This is a genomic window from Micromonospora lutea, from assembly GCF_016863535.1.
Taxonomy (GTDB): domain Bacteria; phylum Actinomycetota; class Actinomycetes; order Mycobacteriales; family Micromonosporaceae; genus Micromonospora; species Micromonospora lutea.
Map to the genome: position 1 here is coordinate 55,249 of NZ_BOPB01000010.1, position 17,787 is coordinate 73,035.

At 68.8% G+C, this 17,787-nt stretch carries 26 protein-coding genes; 1 reads left to right on the forward strand and 25 read right to left on the reverse strand.

Annotation, left to right across the window (positions count from 1 at the left end; genetic code table 11):
- Positions 1-109: 109 nt before the first annotated feature.
- The 3 genes from Vlu01_RS10615 to Vlu01_RS10625 form a co-directional block, all read right to left on the reverse strand.
- Complete coding sequence (locus tag Vlu01_RS10615) at positions 110-1,063, reverse strand: aldo/keto reductase (protein ID WP_203997441.1); 954 nt, start codon at positions 1,061-1,063, stop codon at positions 110-112.
- Positions 1,064-1,135: 72 nt separating this feature from the next.
- Complete coding sequence (locus Vlu01_RS10620) at positions 1,136-2,815, reverse strand: ABC-F family ATP-binding cassette domain-containing protein (protein WP_203997199.1); 1,680 nt, start codon at positions 2,813-2,815, stop codon at positions 1,136-1,138.
- A 47-nt stretch (positions 2,816-2,862) separates the two neighbouring features.
- A complete protein-coding gene (locus tag Vlu01_RS10625; RefSeq protein ID WP_203997200.1) occupies positions 2,863-3,468 on the reverse strand; it encodes a class I SAM-dependent methyltransferase in 606 nt (201 codons plus the stop codon).
- Between the two features lie 128 nt (positions 3,469-3,596).
- On the opposite strand from Vlu01_RS10625, the gene Vlu01_RS10630 reads away from it, so the two are divergent.
- Positions 3,597-4,688: a hypothetical protein gene (locus tag Vlu01_RS10630; protein WP_203997201.1), complete on the forward strand. Its 1,092-nt coding sequence runs from the start codon at positions 3,597-3,599 to the stop codon at positions 4,686-4,688.
- Positions 4,689-4,698: 10 nt separating this feature from the next.
- Here Vlu01_RS10630 and truA read toward each other — a convergent pair whose 3' ends face one another.
- The 22 genes from truA to rplN all read right to left on the reverse strand — a co-directional run bounded on the left by truA (position 4,699) and on the right by rplN (position 17,702).
- Complete coding sequence (truA, locus tag Vlu01_RS10635; RefSeq protein ID WP_203997202.1) at positions 4,699-5,523, reverse strand: tRNA pseudouridine(38-40) synthase TruA; 825 nt, start codon at positions 5,521-5,523, stop codon at positions 4,699-4,701.
- A 119-nt stretch (positions 5,524-5,642) separates the two neighbouring features.
- Positions 5,643-6,203: a 50S ribosomal protein L17 gene (rplQ, locus tag Vlu01_RS10640; RefSeq protein ID WP_203997203.1), complete on the reverse strand. Its 561-nt coding sequence runs from the start codon at positions 6,201-6,203 to the stop codon at positions 5,643-5,645.
- Positions 6,204-6,237: 34 nt separating this feature from the next.
- Positions 6,238-7,260 (reverse strand): DNA-directed RNA polymerase subunit alpha, encoded by a 1,023-nt coding sequence (locus tag Vlu01_RS10645; protein WP_013735931.1) that lies wholly within the window; start codon positions 7,258-7,260, stop codon positions 6,238-6,240.
- Positions 7,261-7,358: 98 nt separating this feature from the next.
- Positions 7,359-7,985: a 30S ribosomal protein S4 gene (gene rpsD / locus Vlu01_RS10650; protein ID WP_203997206.1), complete on the reverse strand. Its 627-nt coding sequence runs from the start codon at positions 7,983-7,985 to the stop codon at positions 7,359-7,361.
- A 13-nt stretch (positions 7,986-7,998) separates the two neighbouring features.
- Complete coding sequence (gene rpsK, locus Vlu01_RS10655) at positions 7,999-8,406, reverse strand: 30S ribosomal protein S11 (RefSeq protein WP_013288613.1); 408 nt, start codon at positions 8,404-8,406, stop codon at positions 7,999-8,001.
- An 18-nt stretch (positions 8,407-8,424) separates the two neighbouring features.
- On the reverse strand, positions 8,425-8,805 hold the full coding sequence (gene rpsM / locus Vlu01_RS10660) for a 30S ribosomal protein S13 (protein ID WP_203997213.1): 381 nt from the start codon (positions 8,803-8,805) through the stop codon (positions 8,425-8,427).
- A 214-nt stretch (positions 8,806-9,019) separates the two neighbouring features.
- Complete coding sequence (rpmJ, locus tag Vlu01_RS10665; protein ID WP_203997444.1) at positions 9,020-9,133, reverse strand: 50S ribosomal protein L36; 114 nt, start codon at positions 9,131-9,133, stop codon at positions 9,020-9,022.
- 90 nt (positions 9,134-9,223) lie between these two features.
- On the reverse strand, positions 9,224-9,445 hold the full coding sequence (gene infA, locus Vlu01_RS10670; RefSeq protein ID WP_007073013.1) for a translation initiation factor IF-1: 222 nt from the start codon (positions 9,443-9,445) through the stop codon (positions 9,224-9,226).
- A 229-nt stretch (positions 9,446-9,674) separates the two neighbouring features.
- Positions 9,675-10,280: a DUF1707 SHOCT-like domain-containing protein gene (locus Vlu01_RS10675; protein ID WP_203997447.1), complete on the reverse strand. Its 606-nt coding sequence runs from the start codon at positions 10,278-10,280 to the stop codon at positions 9,675-9,677.
- Positions 10,281-10,393: 113 nt separating this feature from the next.
- Entirely contained in the window at positions 10,394-11,245 is an 852-nt protein-coding gene (gene map / locus Vlu01_RS10680; RefSeq protein WP_203997215.1) for a type I methionyl aminopeptidase, read from the reverse strand.
- A gap of 87 nt (positions 11,246-11,332) precedes the next feature.
- A complete protein-coding gene (locus tag Vlu01_RS10685; protein ID WP_203997216.1) occupies positions 11,333-11,986 on the reverse strand; it encodes an adenylate kinase in 654 nt (217 codons plus the stop codon).
- Positions 11,987-13,309 (reverse strand): preprotein translocase subunit SecY, encoded by a 1,323-nt coding sequence (gene secY, locus Vlu01_RS10690; protein WP_203997218.1) that lies wholly within the window; start codon positions 13,307-13,309, stop codon positions 11,987-11,989.
- A gap of 230 nt (positions 13,310-13,539) precedes the next feature.
- Positions 13,540-13,983: a 50S ribosomal protein L15 gene (rplO, locus tag Vlu01_RS10695; RefSeq protein ID WP_203997220.1), complete on the reverse strand. Its 444-nt coding sequence runs from the start codon at positions 13,981-13,983 to the stop codon at positions 13,540-13,542.
- Positions 13,983-14,165, reverse strand: a complete 183-nt coding sequence (gene rpmD / locus Vlu01_RS10700) for a 50S ribosomal protein L30 (RefSeq protein WP_018784560.1) — start codon at positions 14,163-14,165, stop codon at positions 13,983-13,985. Before rpmD ends, rplO begins: the two co-directional genes overlap by 1 nt.
- Complete coding sequence (gene rpsE, locus Vlu01_RS10705) at positions 14,165-14,779, reverse strand: 30S ribosomal protein S5 (protein ID WP_203997223.1); 615 nt, start codon at positions 14,777-14,779, stop codon at positions 14,165-14,167. Before rpsE ends, rpmD begins: the two co-directional genes overlap by 1 nt.
- Before the next feature lie 34 nt (positions 14,780-14,813).
- Entirely contained in the window at positions 14,814-15,203 is a 390-nt protein-coding gene (gene rplR, locus Vlu01_RS10710; protein ID WP_203997224.1) for a 50S ribosomal protein L18, read from the reverse strand.
- Positions 15,200-15,742, reverse strand: a complete 543-nt coding sequence (gene rplF, locus Vlu01_RS10715; protein WP_203997226.1) for a 50S ribosomal protein L6 — start codon at positions 15,740-15,742, stop codon at positions 15,200-15,202. The genes rplR and rplF overlap by 4 nt, the downstream gene beginning before the upstream one ends.
- A gap of 16 nt (positions 15,743-15,758) precedes the next feature.
- A complete protein-coding gene (gene rpsH, locus Vlu01_RS10720) occupies positions 15,759-16,166 on the reverse strand; it encodes a 30S ribosomal protein S8 (RefSeq protein WP_093403619.1) in 408 nt (135 codons plus the stop codon).
- A 94-nt stretch (positions 16,167-16,260) separates the two neighbouring features.
- On the reverse strand, positions 16,261-16,446 hold the full coding sequence (locus Vlu01_RS10725; RefSeq protein WP_007073023.1) for a type Z 30S ribosomal protein S14: 186 nt from the start codon (positions 16,444-16,446) through the stop codon (positions 16,261-16,263).
- Position 16,447: 1 nt separating this feature from the next.
- A complete protein-coding gene (gene rplE, locus Vlu01_RS10730; protein WP_203997229.1) occupies positions 16,448-17,017 on the reverse strand; it encodes a 50S ribosomal protein L5 in 570 nt (189 codons plus the stop codon).
- The gene (gene rplX, locus Vlu01_RS10735; protein WP_203997231.1) at positions 17,017-17,337 is read right to left on the reverse strand and encodes a 50S ribosomal protein L24; all 321 of its coding nucleotides are present in this window, start codon (positions 17,335-17,337) and stop codon (positions 17,017-17,019) included. Before rplX ends, rplE begins: the two co-directional genes overlap by 1 nt.
- Entirely contained in the window at positions 17,334-17,702 is a 369-nt protein-coding gene (rplN, locus tag Vlu01_RS10740) for a 50S ribosomal protein L14 (protein ID WP_015619002.1), read from the reverse strand. The genes rplX and rplN overlap by 4 nt, the downstream gene beginning before the upstream one ends.
- Positions 17,703-17,787: the final 85 nt, after the last annotated feature.

A 17,787-nucleotide genomic window follows, 5' to 3' on the forward strand; every position in this document is an offset into this window, starting at 1 on the left:
CCGGCTGGTAATGGGTGGTCGGGACCGGTTTCAAGCGGTACGGCAGGGCCCGGCACGCAGCGCGCGTGCCGGGCCCTGCCGGTTGTCCAGCGTCGACGCCGCCACGCCGCTATCGGCGGTCGAGCACCTCGCGCAGCGCCTTGAGGTCCGCGTCGGTGGGCTGCCAGGAACCGGCCGCCGCGTTGGCGCGTACCTGCTCGGGCGTGGTTGCCCCGGCGATGACCGAGGTGACCGCGGGTTGGGCCGCCAGCCCGCCGATCGCCACCTGCAACATGGGTACGCCGCGCTCGGCGGCGTACGCCTCGATGGCCTCGATGATGTCCCAGTCGGCGGCGGCGAGGCGCTGGGCGTACCGGCCGCCGCCGGCCAGGCGGCTGCCGGCGGGCGGCGCCTCACCCCGCTTGTACTTGCCGGTGAGCAGCCCGTTCGCCAGTGGGAAGAACGGCAGCATGCCCAACCCGAACCGGTCGCAGGCCGGCAGCACCTCGATCTCGACATCCCGGTTGAGCAGGCTGTAGTGGTTCTGCGCGCTGATGAACCGGGTGAACCCCCGGGTCTTCGCCGTCCAGTCGGCGTCGGCGATCTGCCAGCCGGCGAAGTTGGAGTTGCCGAGATAGCGCACCTTGCCGGCGCGGACCAGATCATCCAGGGCGGCGAGCGTCTCGTCGATCGGGGTACCGGGATCTGGCTCGTGGAACTGATACAGGTCGATGTAGTCGGTGTCCAGCCGCCGCAGCGACGCCTCGACCGCCCGGATGACGTACCGCCGCGAGCCGCGTACCCCGAAGTCCCGTCCGTTGCCGCCGGCCATCGACATGCCGAACTTGGTCGCCAGCACCACCTCGTCCCGACGGCCCTTGAGGGCCGCGCCGAGCTGTTCCTCCGACGCACCGTGCGGCTCACCGTAGATGTCTGCGGTGTCGAAGAAGTTGATCCCGGCGTCGAGGGCCGCGTCGACCACCGCGCGGGTGCCGTCGAGGTCGAGTTTGCGGCCGAAGTTGTTGCAGCCGATTCCCACGACGGACACCACAAGCCCGGAGTCGCCCAACCGGCGATAGGTCATCTCACTCACGAGATCACCATATGTCGCCCCGTCGGGTGGTCGCAGGGCTGACGGCAGGAGCCGATGCGGTGGTCAGCCCACGTCCCACACCGGCTCGTCGGTCTCGACCACCTCGCCGTCGCCCCGGAACAGCAGGAACCGGTCGAAGGTCCGGGTGAACCAACGGTCGTGGGTGACCGCCACCACCGTGCCGGAGAACGCGGCGAGTCCGGCTTCCAGCGCCTCGGCCGAGGCCAGGTCGAGGTTGTCGGTGGGCTCGTCGAGCAGCAGCATGGTCGCACCGGACAGCTCCAGCAGCAGCACCAGGAAGCGGGCCTGCTGCCCGCCGGAGAGGGTGCCGAAGCGCTGATCGCCCTGTCCGGTCAGCTCGTACCGGCTCAGTGCCGCCATGGCCGTGTGTCGGTCCATGCCGGCCCGGTGCTCGTCGCCCCGCCACAGGATGTCGACGAGTGTCCGGTCCATCAACTCGGGCCGGTCGTGGGTCTGGGAGAAGTGACCGGGACGCACCCGCGCACCAAGCCGGGCCACCCCGTCGTGCGCCACCGGCGCCAGCACCTCCGCACCGTCGACCGGGCCGTTCGCCGGGTCCGGGTCCGTCCCGCCCCGGGCCAACAGGCGCAGGAAGTGGGACTTGCCGGTGCCGTTGGCGCCGAGCACCGCGAGACGGTCGCCGTACCACAGCTCCAGGTCGAAGGGATAGGTCAGGCCGTCCAGTTCCAGCTGCTCGCAGACCAGCGCGCGCTTGCCGGTCCGTCCACCGGCCAGCCGCATCCGGATGTCCTGCTCCTTCGGCGGTACGGGCGGCGGCCCGGCCTCCTCGAACTTGCGCAGCCGGGTCTGCGCCGCCTGGTAGCGCGAGGCCATGCTGGAGTTGTACGCGGCCTTCTGCTTGTACATCAGCATCAGCTCGCGCAGCTTCTGATGCTCCTCGTCCCACCGTTTGCGCTGCTCGTCGAGGCGGTCGTGCCGCGACAGGCGCGCCGCGTGCCAGCTGGCGAAGCCGCCCGGGTGCACCCAGGCGCTGCCACCCTCCACGGCGACCACCCGGTCGGCGGTGTGCGACAGCAGTTCCCGGTCGTGCGAGACGTACAGCACCGACTTGGCCGACTCCCGCAGCCGCGCCTCCAACCAACGTTTTCCGGGCACGTCGAGGAAGTTGTCCGGCTCGTCGAGCAGCAGCACCTCGTCGGAGCCGCGCAGCAGTAGTTCCAGGGCGAAACGTTTCTGCTGTCCACCGGAGAGGGTGCGAACCGGGCGATGCCGGGCGGTCTCCCAGGGCAGGTCGAGGACGATGGTGGCGACGGTGTCGAAGAGCACCTCCGCGTCGTACCCGCCGGTCTCTCCCCAGGCGGCCAACGCGTCGGCGTACGCCAGTTGAGCCTTGCCGGCGGCGGTGCTGTACTTGCCGCGCAGCTCTGCCTCGCGCATGGCCGTCTCGGTCTCGGCCAGCCGGTGGCCGGCGGCGCGCAGCGGTGGCGGGGCGAGCGACAGGGCCAGGTCGGCGAGGGTCGACTCGTCGCCGATCATGCCGATGAACTGGCGCATGACGCCCAGCCCGCCGGTACGCGCGATCGCGCCGGTGGTCACCGGCAGGTCACCGGCGACCATCCGCAGCAACGTCGTCTTGCCCGCGCCGTTCGGGCCGACCAGTGCCACCTTGGCGCCCTCACCAACCCGGAACGACACGTCGGCGAAGAGTTCCCGCCCGTCCGGCAGGACATGCCCGACCGCCGCCACGTCCACGTATCCCACGTCGGCATCCTGCCCGAGCCGAACCGACCAGCCAACCGATTACCCGGTCAGCCGGTGACGCGCAGCACCCGAAATCCCTTCTGACTGGCGTGCCGAGCGACCTGCCAACCCTGCTCGACCAGCCAACTCTGCAACGAGTCACCGCCCAGGTGGCGGGCCACCACGAGCCAGGCCACCCCATCCGGAGCGAGCCGGGGCAGCCAGCGCAGCAGCATCCGGTGCAGCTCCTCCTTGCCGACCCGGATCGGCGGGTTGGACCAGATCTGCGCGAAGCGGAGGTCGGCGGGCACCTCATCGGGTGCGGCCACCCGCAGCCGGCCGGACAGACCGAGCCGGGCGGCGTTCTCAGCCGTGACGTTCCGAGCCCGCTCGTTCACGTCCACCGCCCAGGTCGTCGCGGCGGGGGCGACGGTGGCCAGCACACAGGCGATCGGGCCGAACCCACAGCCGAGGTCGAGCAGGGCACCGGTGGTCGCGGGGTCCGGCGGTTCGGCCTTCCGCAACAGCACGGTGGTGCCGGGGTCGAGCCGATTGGCTGAGAAGACCCCGGACGCCGAGACCAGGGTGTAGTCGCGCCCAGCGACGGTGAACTGCACCTCGCGCGCACGAGCGGGCGCGTCCGGTTCGGCGGTGAAGTAGTGGTCCCCGGTCACGCGGGCCATTCTCGCACCCAGTCAGGATCCGGTCGAAGGTGCGGCGGCCGAAGTGGATCCGACACGTCCACCCACCGCATTTCCGCAAAATACCTGCTAAAGGGATAAACATCCCTACTCTGGACGACATGGTGTATCGGTACGACTCCGATGAGGACGCATACGGCCCGTACCGGGACGACGAGCCCGAGGGCATCTCGCCCCAGCCCGTCCCGCCGCCGGCAGGCCCGTCCCCGTCGCGCTTCCCCACCCCGTCGCTGGCCCGGCCGAACCAGATCATGCTGCCGTCGTCGACGCCGCCGCGCGGGACCTTCTCCACCACGCAGCAGGAGCCGCCACCACGGTACGACCCGGCACCGGCAACACCCGACGAACCGACGCCGGTCGGCGTGGCGGCGGAGGCTGGCACGAACACTGTCGTACCGCCGCCGCGGCGCAACAGCGGTCGCGCCTGGCAGCTGCTGATCGGCGGTGCCGCAGCGCTGGTGCTGGTCGCCCTCTGCGGTCTCACCGCCGCCACCCTGCTGGACGGTCGGACCCTGATCGGTCAGCAGGCCGCGCCCAGCGCGGCGACCGACACCACCGGCGAAACGGTGCCCGCCGAGGCGAGCGACCTCGATTCCCGGGACACCGACCAGGCACCGCTCACCGCCCGCGAGGTCTTTCCCGCCAGCACTCTCGCCGTCGGTGACGGTGAGAACGGCTATGAGGTGCTACGCACCCAGTCCAGCGCCAGTTGCGCGGTGGCCGCCACCGGGGAGGTCGGCGAGCTGTTGGTGCGACTCGGCTGCAACCAGGTCGTCCGCGCCACCCTCCGCACGCCGGACGGCGACCACCTGGTCACCACGGGCCTGTTCAACCTCACCGACCGGTCCAGCGCCGAACGAGCCCGGGACCGGATCCGCCAGCTGCTCGACGAGCGGCAGGGCCGTTTCCGCGGCCTGTCGGCGGGAGACGGCACCGAGGTCGTCGCCACCGCCCCGGCGCGGGTCGGCTGGCAGGTACGCGGCCACTACATCGCCTACGCGGTGGTCGCCCGCACTGACGGCGCGACCATCCGCTCCGGTGACACCACGGTCCGCGAGATCCTCTTCGACATGCTCGAACAACATCTCAACCAGGGCGTGCTGGAGCGGCGGGCCGAGGGCGGGACGGCGAGCCAGCCGACCGAGCCGCCCACCGACGACACCGGCAGCCAGGGCGAGTCCACCGAGGACTGACCGACCGCCGCTATCGCGGTACCCGCAGCCGCCGGGTCGCCTCGGCCCGGCGCGCGTACTCGACCGGATCGTCCGGGTAGCCGACCGCCACCAGGGTCAGCCCGTGCGCCGGCGCCACGGTCACCTCACTGGCCCGCTCTCGACGGGCCAGCAGGTCGGCCGGCCACTGCACCGGACGGCGACCATCGCCGGCGACCAGCATCGCGCCGACCAGGCTGCGGACCATCGCCTGGCAGAACGCGTCGGCCTGCACGGTGGCGACCAGTGTCCCGTCGCCGTCGCGCCGCCAGTCCAGCCTGGTCACCTCCCGCAGCGTGGTGGCGTTCTCCTTGCGCCGGCAGTACGCGGCGAAGTCGTGCTCCCCCACCAGCCCGGCCGCCGCCGTGGCCAGTCGGTCGAGGTCGAGTGGCCGGGGCCAGGCCAGGACCTCGTGCCGGCGCAGCGGGTCGCACCCCCACGGCGCATCGGTCACCCGGTACTCGTAGCGGCGGAAGGTCGCCGAGAATCGGGCGTCGAAGGTGGCCGGCACCTCACGCATCCCCCGTACCCGCACATCGGTCGGGAGTAGGCGGGCCAGCCGGCGCAGCAGCCGCCCCTCGTACGCCCGCCAGACGTCGGTGCGCAGGTCCAGGTGACAAACCTGCCCGCTGGCGTGCACCCCGGCGTCGGTGCGGCCGGCGACGGTCAGTCCCGTCGCGACGCCCTGACCGAGCACCAGGTCCAGCGTCTCGGCCAGGACTCCCGCGACAGTCCGCCGTTCCGGCTGCGCGGCCCAGCCGGAAAAGGCCGTGCCGTCGTACGCGACGTCCAGCCGCAGCCGGGTCCGCTCGTCCACGTCGTACCTCCCAGAAGAACGTCCACCCAGCCGCGACACTGCCAGCGGTCCTGGACACACCGCACCAGATGCTTCGGGCCCGGCACCCCAGGGGGTGCCGGGCCCGACGACGGCCTGGATCAGGCCTTGCCTTCCTCGGTGGCCAGGTCGCTGTCCTTGCGGGCAGCGGCGGTGTCACCAGAAGCCGACTGCGGCGGCTCGGCGTCCTGGTCGGCCTGCTCCGAAGCGGGAACCTCCTCGGCCGGCGCCAGCGCCTCGACCTTGTCCTGCTGGGCAGCCTTGCGGCCGGCGGTCTTCTTGTTCGCCTTCGGCTCGGCGACCTGAAGCTCCTCGACCAGCTCGATGATCGCCATCGGCGCGGCGTCACCCTTGCGCGGACCGGTCTTCACGATCCGGGTGTAGCCGCCGTTGCGGTTGGCGTACCGCGGCGCGATCTGGTCGAACAGGGCGTAGACCACGTCCTTGTCCTTGACCACGGTCAGCACCCGCCGACGCGACGCGAGGTCGCCCCGCTTGGCCTTGGTGATCAGCTGCTCGGCGAGCGGACGCAGCCGCCGGGCCTTGGTCTCGGTGGTCTTGATCTTGCCGTGCTGGAACAGCGAGGTGGCCAGGTTGGCCAGCATCAGCCGCTCGTGCGCGGGGCTGCCGCCGAGGCGGGGGCCCTTGGTGGGCGTGGGCATGCTTGGTGCTCCTCAGGTGTGGCGGCAGCGCGGACTAGAGCTGCTCGGTCTCGCGGTAGTCGTCGGTGTCGTAGTCGGCCTCGCCGAAGGCGTCCACGACGTGCGCCGGGTCGAAGTTCGGAGCCGAGTCCTTCAGCCCGAGACCCATCCCGGCGAGCTTCATCTTGACCTCGTCGATCGACTTCTGACCGAAGTTACGGATGTCGAGGAGGTCGGCCTCGGTACGCCCGATGAGCTCACCAACGGAGTTGATGCCCTCGCGCTTGAGGCAGTTGTAGGAGCGGACGGTCAGGTCCAGCTCCTCGATCGGCAGGGCGAGGTCCGCCGCCAGCTGGGCGTCCTGCGGCGACGGGCCGATGTCGATGCCCTCGGCGGTCTCGTCCAGCTCACGGGCCAGCCCGAACAGCTCCACCAGCGTCGAACCGGCCGAGGCCAGAGCGGTACGCGGCCCCATCGACGGCTTGGTCTCGACGTCGATGATCAACCGGTCGAAGTCCGTCCGCTGCTCGACGCGGGTCGCCTCGACGCGGTAGGTCACCTTGAGCACCGGGGAGTAGATCGAGTCGACCGGGATCCGGCCGATCTCCGCACCCGCCTGCTTGTTCTGCGCCGCCGTGACGTAACCGCGCCCCCGCTCGACGGTCAGCTCCATGTCGAGCCGGCCCTTGCCGTTGAGGGTGGCGAGCTTCAGGTCCGGGTTGTGCACCGAGACACCGGCCGGAGGCTGGATGTCGCCGGCGGTCACATCGCCCGGGCCCTGCTTACGCAGGTACATGCTGACCGGCTCGTCGTGCTCGGAGCTGACGCAGAGCTCCTTGATGTTCATGACGAGCTCGACCACGTCCTCCTTGACCCCGGGGATCGTGGTGAACTCGTGCAGCACACCGTCGATCTTGATCGAGGTGACCGCCGCACCCGGGATGGACGACAGCAGCGTACGCCGCAGCGAGTTGCCCAGGGTGTAGCCGAAGCCCGGCTCCAGCGGCTCGATGGTGAACCGGGACCGGGTCTCGTTGATCGACTCCTCGGAGAGAGTCGGTCGCTGGCTGATGAGCATGTCTTCTCTTCTCTTCCGGGACGCCCGCTATATGACGTCCACGACACAAACTGTTCCGGTGGCCCACCCCGCCGGGGGCGGGCCACCGCAACGAGCCCTTACTTGGAGTAGAGCTCGACGATCAGCTGCTCCTGGACCTGGGTGTCGATCACCTGTCGGGCCGGGAGCGAGTGCACCAGGATCTTCATCTGGCTGGGGATGGCCTCCAGCCACGCCGGAACGGACTTGGAGCCGGCCTCGGCCTGGGCCACGATGAACGGGGTCAACTCCTTGCTCTTGCCCCGGACCTCGATGATGTCGTGCTCCTTGACGCGGTACGACGGGATGTCGACCTTCCTGCCGTTCACCGTGAAGTGACCGTGCTTGACCAGCTGACGGGCCATGTCCCGGGACTTGGCGTAGCCGGCCCGGTAGACCACGTTGTCCAGCCGCGACTCGAGGATCTGCAGCAGCACCTCGCCGGTCTTGGCCGCCTTGGCCACGGCTTCCTCGTAGTAGCCACGGAACTGCTTCTCCAGCACGCCGTAGACGCGGCGGGCCTTCTGCTTCTCACGGAGCTGGAGCAGGTACTCCGTCTCCTTCGTGCGGCCGCGGCCGTGCTGCCCGGGCGGGAACGGCCGGGACTCGAACGGGCACTTCGGACCATCGCACTTGCTGCCCTTGAGGAACAGCTTCATCTTCTCCCGCCGGCAACGGCGGCAGTCGGCACCGGTGTAACGAGCCATCTCTCTCTACCTCTCAGACCCGACGACGCTTCGGCGGACGGCACCCGTTGTGCGGCTGCGGGGTGACGTCGGAGATCTGCCCGACCTCGAGGCCCACGGCCTGCAGCGAACGGATGGCGGTCTCCCGGCCGGAGCCGGGGCCCTTGACGAACACGTCGACCTTGCGCATCCCGTGCTCCATGGCCCGACGCGCGGCGGCCTCGGCGGCCAGCTGCGCGGCGAACGGAGTCGACTTGCGGGAGCCCTTGAAGCCCACCTGGCCGGACGAGGCCCAGGAGATGACGGCACCAGTCGGATCGGTGATCGAGACGATGGTGTTGTTGAAGGTGCTCTTGATGTGCGCCTGCCCGTGGGCGACGTTCTTACGTTCCTTGCGCCGGACCTTCTTGACAGCGGCTCCGGCACGAGCCTTCGGTGGCATAAGTCTGTGCGCTCCTATTTACTTCTTGCCGGGCTTCTTCTTGCCGGCGACGGTCCGCTTCGGGCCCTTGCGGGTCCGCGCGTTGGTCTTGGTCCGCTGGCCACGCACGGGCAGGCCCCGGCGGTGCCGGATGCCGGCGTAGCAGCCGATCTCGACCTTGCGGCGGATGTCAGCGGCGACCTCGCGGCGCAGGTCGCCTTCAACCTTGTAGTTGGCCTCGATGTGGTTGCGGAGCTGCACCAGCTCCTCGTCCGTGAGGTCCCGAACGCGCGTGTCCGGCGAGATGCCAGTAGCGCTGAGCGTCTCCAGGGCGCGGGTGCGCCCCACGCCGAAGATGTAGGTGAGCGCGATCTCCATCCGCTTTTCGCGGGGGAGGTCGACGCCGACTAGACGTGCCATGTGCGGGCGTACTCCTCGTGGTGTGCTGGCGAAGGTGTGGACCCGTCCCACCCCGCTACCGACCGCCCCTGTCCCTCCGACGTCGGCGACGCCGGCGACCGGGATCGATCGCTGCCCGAGCGGGCCCCGGCCTTCGACCGGGGGTCAACCACGATGGAGTACGCGCTGCGCACCGCTCGCGGCTGGGACGAGCATGTGTGATGTGTGGGCTGGTTCAGCCCTGGCGCTGCTTGTGGCGCGGGTCGACGCAGATGACGATGACCCGGCCGTGCCGGCGGATCACCTGGCACTTGTTGCAGATCCGCTTGACGCTCGGCTTGACCTTCACGGTTGCCTTACTTCCCATCTGGCCCGACGTCGCGTGCTGCGACAGCGGACATCGAAGACGGACACGGGACGTTCCCGGCCGTCGTCAGGCTTACTTGTAGCGGTAGACGATGCGTCCGCGGGTCAGGTCGTACGGCGAAAGCTCGACGACGACCCGATCCTCCGGCAGGATACGGATGTAGTGCTGCCGCATCTTGCCGCTGATGTGAGCCAGCACCTTGTGGCCGTTGGCGAGCTCCACCCGGAACATAGCGTTCGGCAGGGGCTCGATGACCCGACCCTCGATCTCGATGGCTCCGTCTTTTTTCGGCATGTCCTCCGCTGTCCTGACGTCGGTTGCTCCGGACGGCTCACAACGTCTTACACGGGGGCTTGACCAAGATCAGGCTTCCCGCGCCAGCCGCGGCTCCGCGTCCCACCGAAGCGCTGGTGGGCATGGCGGAGTGGACGCTGTGCGCCGATCAGAAAGTGTACGCCCGCCTGCACGTAGTCGCCAAACCGACCGGCCAGCCGGGCCCGAACCGGGTCAGGAAACGGGACGTTCAGCCCAGATCGCCCCGGTCGGGGCGGTGCGCCGGCTCACTCGCCGACGACCCAGCCCCCTCGCCCGTCCCGTGACCCGCCTCGTCACCGGACTGCTGCTGAGCGAGCGCCTTGCGCTCCCGCTTGAGCGCCCGCTTCTCCGCCCGTCGCTGCCGGCGGCGCTCCCGCTCCGCTGCCCACCGCTGGGGCTCGCCACTGGCCAGACCGGTGACGGTACGCACCAGCAGCACCGCACCCCACGGACCGGCAACCCAACCCGGCCAGAAGTAGAGCGCTTCACCGGACGCCAGCGAGCTGACGGCCCAGATCGCCAACACGATCCCAACCGCTCTCAGCCAGGGTTCCCAGACCTCGGCCAACCAGCGCGCGATCAGGCCACGACCGGCCTCGACCGGTACCGGGACAGCCGGCCCACGAGGCGTCGGCACCACCGCACCGGCGGGCGCCGGCAGATCACTGACGAGAGCACCCAGTTCGGCGTACGTGCGGGAGGCATAGGTCAGCTGCAACCGCTCGTCGTACTCGTGCAGGTCGAGTCGGCCCTCCTCGAGAGCCACCCGGAGACGTTCGGCAACCGCCTGTCGGTCAGAGTCCGCCGCCCGCATGGCGTCCTGCGCGTCCATGCCGGCAAGCATGCCACCGCGCTGCCAATGCCGCCGTGTCGGCCCTGTCGGGGCGCGGTATCGCAGTCCTCCCCCGGGACTGCGACCGTGGCGCGCTACACGGTCGGCGTGGCGCTCGGCTGGCGCGCGGTGACCAGGTCACCCAGGCGGGCACGACCACCGTCGTGGGCGGTCAGCACCCACACGCCGTCCGGCAGCAGGGCCATGGTGTGCTCGACGTGCGCGGCACGCGAGCCGTCGCGGGTGACGACCGTCCAGCCGTCGGCAAGTTCCGCCGTACGCGGCGACCCCATGGTGATCATCGGCTCGATGGCCAGCGCCAGCCCGGGCACCAACCGCGGCCCCTTGCCCGGCCGACCGTGATTGAGCACATGCGGGTCCTGATGCATCTCGGTGCCGATGCCGTGGCCGCCGTAGCCGTCGACGATGCCGTAACGCCCCGCCTTGCGTACCGCGCGCTCCACGGCGTGCGAGATGTCGGTCAGCCGGCCCTTGCCGTTGGCGGCGCCACGAGCGGCCGTGGCGATCCCGGCCCACATCGCGTCCTCGGCCACCTCGGCCATCCGCAGCAGCGCCGGATCGACCTCGCCCACGCCGACCGTGATCGCGGCGTCGCCGTGCCATCCGTCGAGCACCGCACCGCAGTCGATCGAGATCAGGTCACCCTCGGCGAGGACCTGCTCCGGTGACGGGATGGCGTGCACGATCTGCTCGTTGACCGAGGAACAGATCGACGCCGGAAACCCGTGGTAGCCCTTGAACGACGGGACCGCTCCCGCCTCACGGATCGTCGATTCGGCGATCGCGTCCAGATCGGCGGTGCTCACCCCGGGGACCACCGCCTCCCGCATCCGGCGAAGCGCCTCCGCGACCACGAGGCCGGCGGCACGCATCTTCTCGATCTGCTCAGGAGTCTTCAGCTGGATGTCCAGCTGGGGACGACGCATGGAGGCGCTACCTTTCGTTGCCGAAACAGCGGGGTACGACCCGCGTACCCCGCTGTTAGCACTGTATCCGGCGGTAAGCCGGGCGACTCAGCCCCCGTACGACCGCAGGGCATCGATGGCGCGGACCGTGACGTCCTCCACCGGGCCGGTGGCGTCGATGCCGACCAGCTTGCCCTGCGCGCCGTAGTAGTCGACCAACGGCGCGGTCTTCTCGGCGTACTCACGCAACCGGGCGGCGATGGTCTCCGGCTTGTCGTCGTCCCGCTGGAACAGCTCCGCGCCGCAACGGTCGCAGACACCTTCCCGGCTGGTCGCGTCGAACTCGACATGCCAAATCTTGCCGCAGCCCCGGCAGGTACGCCGGCCGGAGAGCCTCCGGATCACCTCGTCGTCGTCGACGACCAGTTCGAGCACGATGTCCAACGCGGTCCCGAGATCCGCGAGGAGCTTGTCCAGCGCGGCGGCCTGCGGGGTGGTACGCGGAAACCCGTCCAGGAGGAAACCTTCGGCGGCGTCCGGCTCAGCGAGCCGGTCCCGCACCATGTTGATGGTGACCTCGTCCGGCACGAGCTTGCCGGCATCCATGTAGCGCTTGGCTTCGACGCCGAGCGGCGTGCCCTGGGACACGTTGGCCCGGAAGATGTCGCCGGTCGAGATCTTCGGCACGGACAGATGCGCGGCGATGAACTCCGCCTGTGTGCCTTTGCCCGCCCCCGGCGGGCCAACCAGAACCAGTCTCATCTACCGCAGGAACCCTTCGTAGTTCCGCTGCATCAGTTGGCTCTCGATCTGCTTGCTCGTCTCCAGAGCCACACCAACCATGATCAGAACAGCCACCCCACCGAACGGGAAGTTGAGGTACTGCTGCCGATCCAGCCAGATGAAGAAGAAGTTCGGCAGGATTGAGATGGTCGCGAGGTAGAGAGAACCCGGCAGGGTGATCCGGCTGAGGATGAAGTCCAGGTAGTCGGCGGTCGGCTTGCCGGGGCGGATACCCGGCACGAAGCCGCCGTACTTCTTCATGTTGTCCGCGACCTCGGTCGGGTTGAACGTGATCGAGACGTAGAAGTACGTGAAGAAGACGATCAGCAGGAAGTAGACCGCGATGTAGATCGGGCTGGTCGGGTCGACCAGGTTGTTCTGGATCCACGCCTGGGTCTTGCCCGGGTCGTTCTGGTCGAAGAACTGCAGCGCCAGCTGCGGCAGGTAGAGCAGCGACGAGCCGAAGATGACCGGGATCACACCCGCCTGGTTGACCTTCAACGGGATGTAGGTCGACGTGCCGCCGTACATCCGCCGGCCGATCATGCGCTTGGCGTACTGCACCGGGATCCGGCGCTGCGCCTGCTCGATGAAGGTGACCGCGGTGATGACCACCAGGACCAACGCGATCACGAGCAGGAACTTCCACCAGCCCTGGCTCTCCTTGATCCGCCAGCCCTCGCTGGGCAGGCGGGCCGCGATGGAGGTGAAGATCAGCACCGACATGCCGTTACCGACACCCCGGTCGGTGATCAGCTCACCGAGCCACATGACCATGCCGGTACCGGCGGTCATCGTCATCACCAGGATGGACAGCGTCAGCCAGTCCGGGATGCCGGTGCCGGTCGGGATGATCTCCTCGTTGCACATGTTGTTGAACAGCTGCCCGGAGCGGGCCAGCGCCACGAACGCCGAGGCTTGCAGGACACCCAGCCCCAAGGTCAGGTAGCGGGTGTACTGAGTGATCTTCGCCTGGCCGGCCTGCCCCTCCTTACGGAGCTGCTCGAGCCGGGGAATGACCACCGTCAGCAGCTGCAGGATGATCGACGCGGTGATGTAGGGCATGATGCCCAGCGCGAAGATCGAGAGCTGGAGCAGCGCCCCACCGGAGAAGAGATCGAGCAGGTTCAGGACGCCGGTGGAGCCTTCAACGGCTTCCAGGCACTTCTGCACGTTGCCGTACGAGACGCCCGGGCTGGGCACCGTGGCGCCGAGCCGGTAGATCGCGATGATGCCGACTGTGAACAGCAGCTTCTTGCGCAGGTCAGGCGTACGGAACGCACTGAGAAAGGCGGACAGCAACTTCTTCCTCCTGCGCGAGGCGGGCCGCCGGTCGTCCCTGGCGGATCGGGGTGGGCTCCGGGCAAGTGCCCGATTCCATGGCTGGGAAGGGACTCTAACAGCCCAATCCCGGTACGGGCAGATCGCCCGGCTACATAAACCGAATCCGATGTTACCGGGCGCACAAGCCCGTTGTAGAGCACGGTGCCCGCCAGCTGGGATCAACTGGCGGGCGCCATGGCAAAACCCCTCTACAGCTCGGTTACCGAGCCGCCGGCGGCGGTGATCTTTTCCTTGGCCGACGCGCTGAACGCGTGCGCCGACACCTGAAGAGCCACCCCGCCGAGGTCCCCGGTGCCGAGGACCTTCACCGGCTGTCCCTTGCGGACCGCGCCAGCCTCGACCAGCTCGGTCGGGCCGATCTGGCCACCGTTGGGGAACAGCTCGGCCAGGCGGTCCAGGTTGACGACCTGGAAGACCACCTTGAACTTGTTCTTGAAGCCCTTCAGCTTCGGCAGGCGCATGTGGATGGGCATCTGCCCGCCCTCGAACGCCGCCGGGATGTTCTTCCGGGCCTTCGAACCCTTGGTACCCCGACCGGCGGTCTTGCCCTTGGAACCCTCACCGCGACCCACGCGGGTCTTCGCGGTCTTGGCCCCCGGCGCCGGGCGCAGGTGATGGACCTTGATCGTCATTACTCGACCTCCTCGACCTTCACGAGGTGGTTGACCGTGAAGATCATGCCGCGAATCTCGGGCCGGTCCTCCTTGACCACCACGTCATTGATCCGCTTGAGACCGAGCGAACGCAGCGACTCACGCTGGTTGCGCTTGGTCCCGATCTCGGAACGGACCTGGGTGACCTTGAGACGTGCCATCAGGACGCCACCTCCGCCCGCGAGGCCAGCATGGCCGCCGGAGCCACGTCCTCCACCGGCAGGCCCCGCCGCGCGGCCACGGCCTCCGGGGACTCCAGCCCCTTCAACGCGGCCACGGTGGCGTGCACGATGTTGATCGGGTTCGACGAGCCCAGGCTCTTGGAGAGCACGTCGTGGATGCCCGCGCACTCCAGCACGGCACGGACCGGACCACCGGCGATGACGCCCGTACCGGCGGAGGCCGGCTTGAGCAGCACCACCCCGGCGGCGTCCTCGCCCGTGACCGGGTGCGGGATCGAGGAACCGATCCGCGGCACCTTGAAGAAGTGCTTCTTGGCCTCCTCGACGCCCTTGGCGATCGCCGCAGGCACCTCCTTGGCCTTCCCGTAGCCCACGCCCACGCTGCCGTCGCCGTCGCCCACGATCACCAGGGCGGTGAAGCTGAAGCGACGACCACCCTTCACGACCTTGGCGACGCGGTTGATCGCGACGACCCGCTCGAGGTGCGGGGTCTTCTCGGCGGGCGCGTTTCCGCGGCCGCCCTCACGGCGGTTGTCGCGGCGACCACCCTCGTTGCCACCGGACCCGCCGCCACGGCGCTGTTGACCTGGCATCAGCAGCCTTCCTTCTCTCTCGTGACGGGGATTGTCAGAACTCGAGCCCGGCTTCGCGGGCGGCGTCGGCAAGCGCGGCGACCCGCCCCGCGTACCGGTTGCCACCGCGGTCGAAGACGACCTTGGCGATGCCAGCGGCCTTGGCCCGCTCGGCCAGCAGGGTGCCGACCTTGCCAGCGAGGGCGCTCTTGTCGCCCTCCGTGCCGCGCACCGAGGCGTCCAGGGTCGAGGCCGACGCCAGGGTGTGACCCTTGGTGTCGTCCACGATCTGGGCGACGATGTGCCGCAGCGAACGGGTGACCACCAGGCGCGGACGCGCAGCGGTACCACTGACGTTCTTGCGGACGCGGAAGTGCCGACGCGCACGCCCGACGGCACGCTTGGCGGCGACGCCGCGGCGGCGCTTGAGCAGCGTGGCGCTCACTTCTTACCTGCCTTTCCGGCCTTGCGGCGAATCACTTCGCCCTGGTACTTCACGCCCTTGCCCTTGTAGGGCTCTGGCGGGCGGATCTTCCGGATGTTGGCGGCGACCTCACCGACGAGTTGCTTGTCGATGCCAGCCACGTGGAACAGAGTCGGCCGCTCCACCGTGAAGGTGATGCCCTCGGGCGCCTGCACCTGCACCGGGTGCGAGAACCCGAGCGCGAACTCCAGGTCCTTGCCCTTGGCGGTGACCCGGTAACCGGTACCGGCGATCTCCAGGCTCTTGCGGTAGCCCTCGGTGACCCCGACGATCATGTTGGCGACCAGGGTACGGCTCAGGCCGTGCAGTTCCTTGGCCTTGCGCTCGTCGTTCGGGCGGTTGACGCTCAACTGCCCGTCCTCGGCCCGCTCGATCGTGATCGGCGCGGCCAGGGTGTGCGACAGCTCACCCTTGGGGCCCTTCACCTTGACGGTCTGGCCGTCGATCGTCACGTCGACGCCGGATGGCACCGGGATCGACTTACGTCCAATTCGCGACATTTCTACCTGTCTCCCGTTACCAGACGAAGGCGAGGACTTCCCCGCCAACGCTCCGCTTGCGGGCCTGCCGGTCGGTGAGCAGCCCCTGGGACGTCGAAATGATCGCCACGCCCAGCCCACCGAGCACCCGAGGGAGCCCGTCCGACTTGGCGTACACCCGCAGACCGGGCTTGGAGACGCGCTTGATACCGGCCAGGCTCCGCTCCCGGTTCTGGCCGTACTTCAGCTCGACGACCAGTCGCTTGCCGACGGCACCCTCTTCGGGCTCCTCGACCGCCCAGGTGGCGATGTAACCCTCGGACTTGAGGACCTCGGCGATGTTGGCCTTGATCTTCGAGTAGGGCATCGTCACCCGGTCGTGGTACGCCTGGTTGGCGTTACGCAGACGCGTGAGCATGTCTGCGATCGGGTCGGTCATCGTCATGAAAACTCGTCAACCTTTCTCGCCGGGGTTCCCGCGACTCGCAGGCCTACGGCGAAGAGACAGTCCAGCTGATGCGCCGAAGCGCGCCGGGCTATTACCAGGAAGCCTTGGACACGCCGGGCAGCTCACCGCGGTGGGCCATCTCCCGGATACACACCCGGCAGAGCCCGAACTTGCGGTAGACCGCCTTGGGACGCCCGCACCGCTGGCAGCGGGTGTACGCGCGAACCGAGAACTTCGGCTTCGCGGCCGCCTTGAGGATCAGCGCCTTCTTGGCCATCTCAGTTCTCCTTGAACGGGAAGCCCAGGAACTTCAGCAGCGCCCGGCCCTCGTCGTCGGTCGTGGCGGTCGTAACCACCGTGATGTCCATGCCCCGCTGGCGATCGATCTTGTCCTGGTCGATCTCGTGGAACACCGACTGCTCGGTCAGACCGAACGTGTAGTTGCCGTGCCCGTCGAGCTTGCGCCCGTCGAGGCCGCGGAAGTCACGGATACGCGGCAGCGCGATGGAGAGCAGCCGGTCCAGGAACTCCCACATCCGGTCGCCGCGCAGGGTCACCTTCGCGCCGATCGGCATGCCCTCGCGGAGCTTGAACTGCGCGATGGACTTCGTCGCCCGCCGGACCTGCGGCTTCTGACCGGTGATGGTGGCCAGGTCGCGGACCGCGCCGTCGATGAGCTTGGCGTCCCGAGCGGCCTCGCCGACGCCCATGTTCACGACGATCTTGACCAACCGCGGCACCTGCATCGGGTTGCCGTACTCGTACTGCTCACGCAGCTGGGCGATGATCTCGTTGCGGTACCGCTCCTTGAGGCGCGGCATCGTCTTGGTTTCGGTAGCCGTGGTCATCACAGGTCCTTACCGGTGCTACGCGCGATGCGAACCTTCTGGCCGTTCTCGTCGATCCGGTAACCGACGCGGGTCGGCTTGCCGTCGGAGTCCACGACCATCACGTTCGAGACGTGGATCGGAGCCTCCTGAGTGACGATGCCACCAGTCTTGGCGCCACGCTGGGTGGTGCTGATGCGAGTGTGCTTCTTGATCCGGTTCACGCCCTCGACCAGGACCTTGTCCTGCCGCGGGTAGGCCGCGATGACCTTGCCCTTGGCACCCTTGTCCTTGCCGGCGATGACGATGACCGTGTCACCCTTCTTGACCTTCACGGTCACAACACCTCCGGCGCGAGAGAGATGATCTTCATGAACCGCTTGTCCCGCAGCTCGCGACCGACCGGGCCGAAGATACGGGTACCGCGCGGGTCCCCACCGTCCTTGATGATGACGGCGGCGTTCTCGTCGAAGCGGATGTACGAACCGTCCGGCCGCCGCTTCTCCTTGGCGGTGCGGACGATGACGGCCTTGACCACGTCGCCCTTCTTCACACCGGCACCCGGGATCGCGTCCTTGACGGTGGCCACGATAACGTCGCCGATGCTCGCGTAGCGCCGACCGGAGCCACCGAGCACCCGGATGCACAGGATCTCCCGGGCACCCGTGTTGTCGGCGACGCGCAGTCGCGACTCCTGCTGAATCACGTCTATCTCCTATGTCTGCCGGTTCTCCGGCCGCCGGAGCGGCCGGAGCCTGGCGGAACCTGCGCCCGACCATCTCGGCCGAGCT

What these genes read in the sequence shown, in the direction of transcription:
- rpsE (WP_203997223.1), bottom strand. Translation starts at nt 14,779, where the DNA reads ATGCCAGGTCAACAGCGCCGTGGCGGCGGGTCCGGTGGCAACGAGGGT.
- infA (WP_007073013.1), bottom strand. Translation starts at nt 9,445, where the DNA reads ATGCCGAAAAAAGACGGAGCCATCGAGATCGAGGGTCGGGTCATCGAG.
- Vlu01_RS10630 (WP_203997201.1), top strand. Translation starts at nt 3,597, where the DNA reads ATGGTGTATCGGTACGACTCCGATGAGGACGCATACGGCCCGTACCGG.
- rpmD (WP_018784560.1), bottom strand. Translation starts at nt 14,165, where the DNA reads ATGGCACGTCTCAAGGTCACCCAGGTCCGTTCCGAGATCGGGACCAAG.
- map (WP_203997215.1), bottom strand. Translation starts at nt 11,245, where the DNA reads ATGCGTCGTCCCCAGCTGGACATCCAGCTGAAGACTCCTGAGCAGATC.
- rplF (WP_203997226.1), bottom strand. Translation starts at nt 15,742, where the DNA reads ATGTCGCGAATTGGACGTAAGTCGATCCCGGTGCCATCCGGCGTCGAC.
- Vlu01_RS10645 (WP_013735931.1), bottom strand. Translation starts at nt 7,260, where the DNA reads ATGCTCATCAGCCAGCGACCGACTCTCTCCGAGGAGTCGATCAACGAG.
- rplE (WP_203997229.1), bottom strand. Translation starts at nt 17,017, where the DNA reads ATGACCACGGCTACCGAAACCAAGACGATGCCGCGCCTCAAGGAGCGG.
- Vlu01_RS10675 (WP_203997447.1), bottom strand. Translation starts at nt 10,280, where the DNA reads ATGCGGGCGGCGGACTCTGACCGACAGGCGGTTGCCGAACGTCTCCGG.
- rpsD (WP_203997206.1), bottom strand. Translation starts at nt 7,985, where the DNA reads ATGGCTCGTTACACCGGTGCCGACTGCCGCCGTTGCCGGCGGGAGAAG.
- rpsM (WP_203997213.1), bottom strand. Translation starts at nt 8,805, where the DNA reads ATGGCACGTCTAGTCGGCGTCGACCTCCCCCGCGAAAAGCGGATGGAG.
- Vlu01_RS10615 (WP_203997441.1), bottom strand. Translation starts at nt 1,063, where the DNA reads ATGACCTATCGCCGGTTGGGCGACTCCGGGCTTGTGGTGTCCGTCGTG.
- rpsH (WP_093403619.1), bottom strand. Translation starts at nt 16,166, where the DNA reads ATGACGATGACCGACCCGATCGCAGACATGCTCACGCGTCTGCGTAAC.
- rpsK (WP_013288613.1), bottom strand. Translation starts at nt 8,406, where the DNA reads ATGCCACCGAAGGCTCGTGCCGGAGCCGCTGTCAAGAAGGTCCGGCGC.
- Vlu01_RS10685 (WP_203997216.1), bottom strand. Translation starts at nt 11,986, where the DNA reads ATGAGACTGGTTCTGGTTGGCCCGCCGGGGGCGGGCAAAGGCACACAG.
- Vlu01_RS10725 (WP_007073023.1), bottom strand. Translation starts at nt 16,446, where the DNA reads ATGGCCAAGAAGGCGCTGATCCTCAAGGCGGCCGCGAAGCCGAAGTTC.
- rplO (WP_203997220.1), bottom strand. Translation starts at nt 13,983, where the DNA reads ATGACGATCAAGGTCCATCACCTGCGCCCGGCGCCGGGGGCCAAGACC.
- rplQ (WP_203997203.1), bottom strand. Translation starts at nt 6,203, where the DNA reads ATGCCCACGCCCACCAAGGGCCCCCGCCTCGGCGGCAGCCCCGCGCAC.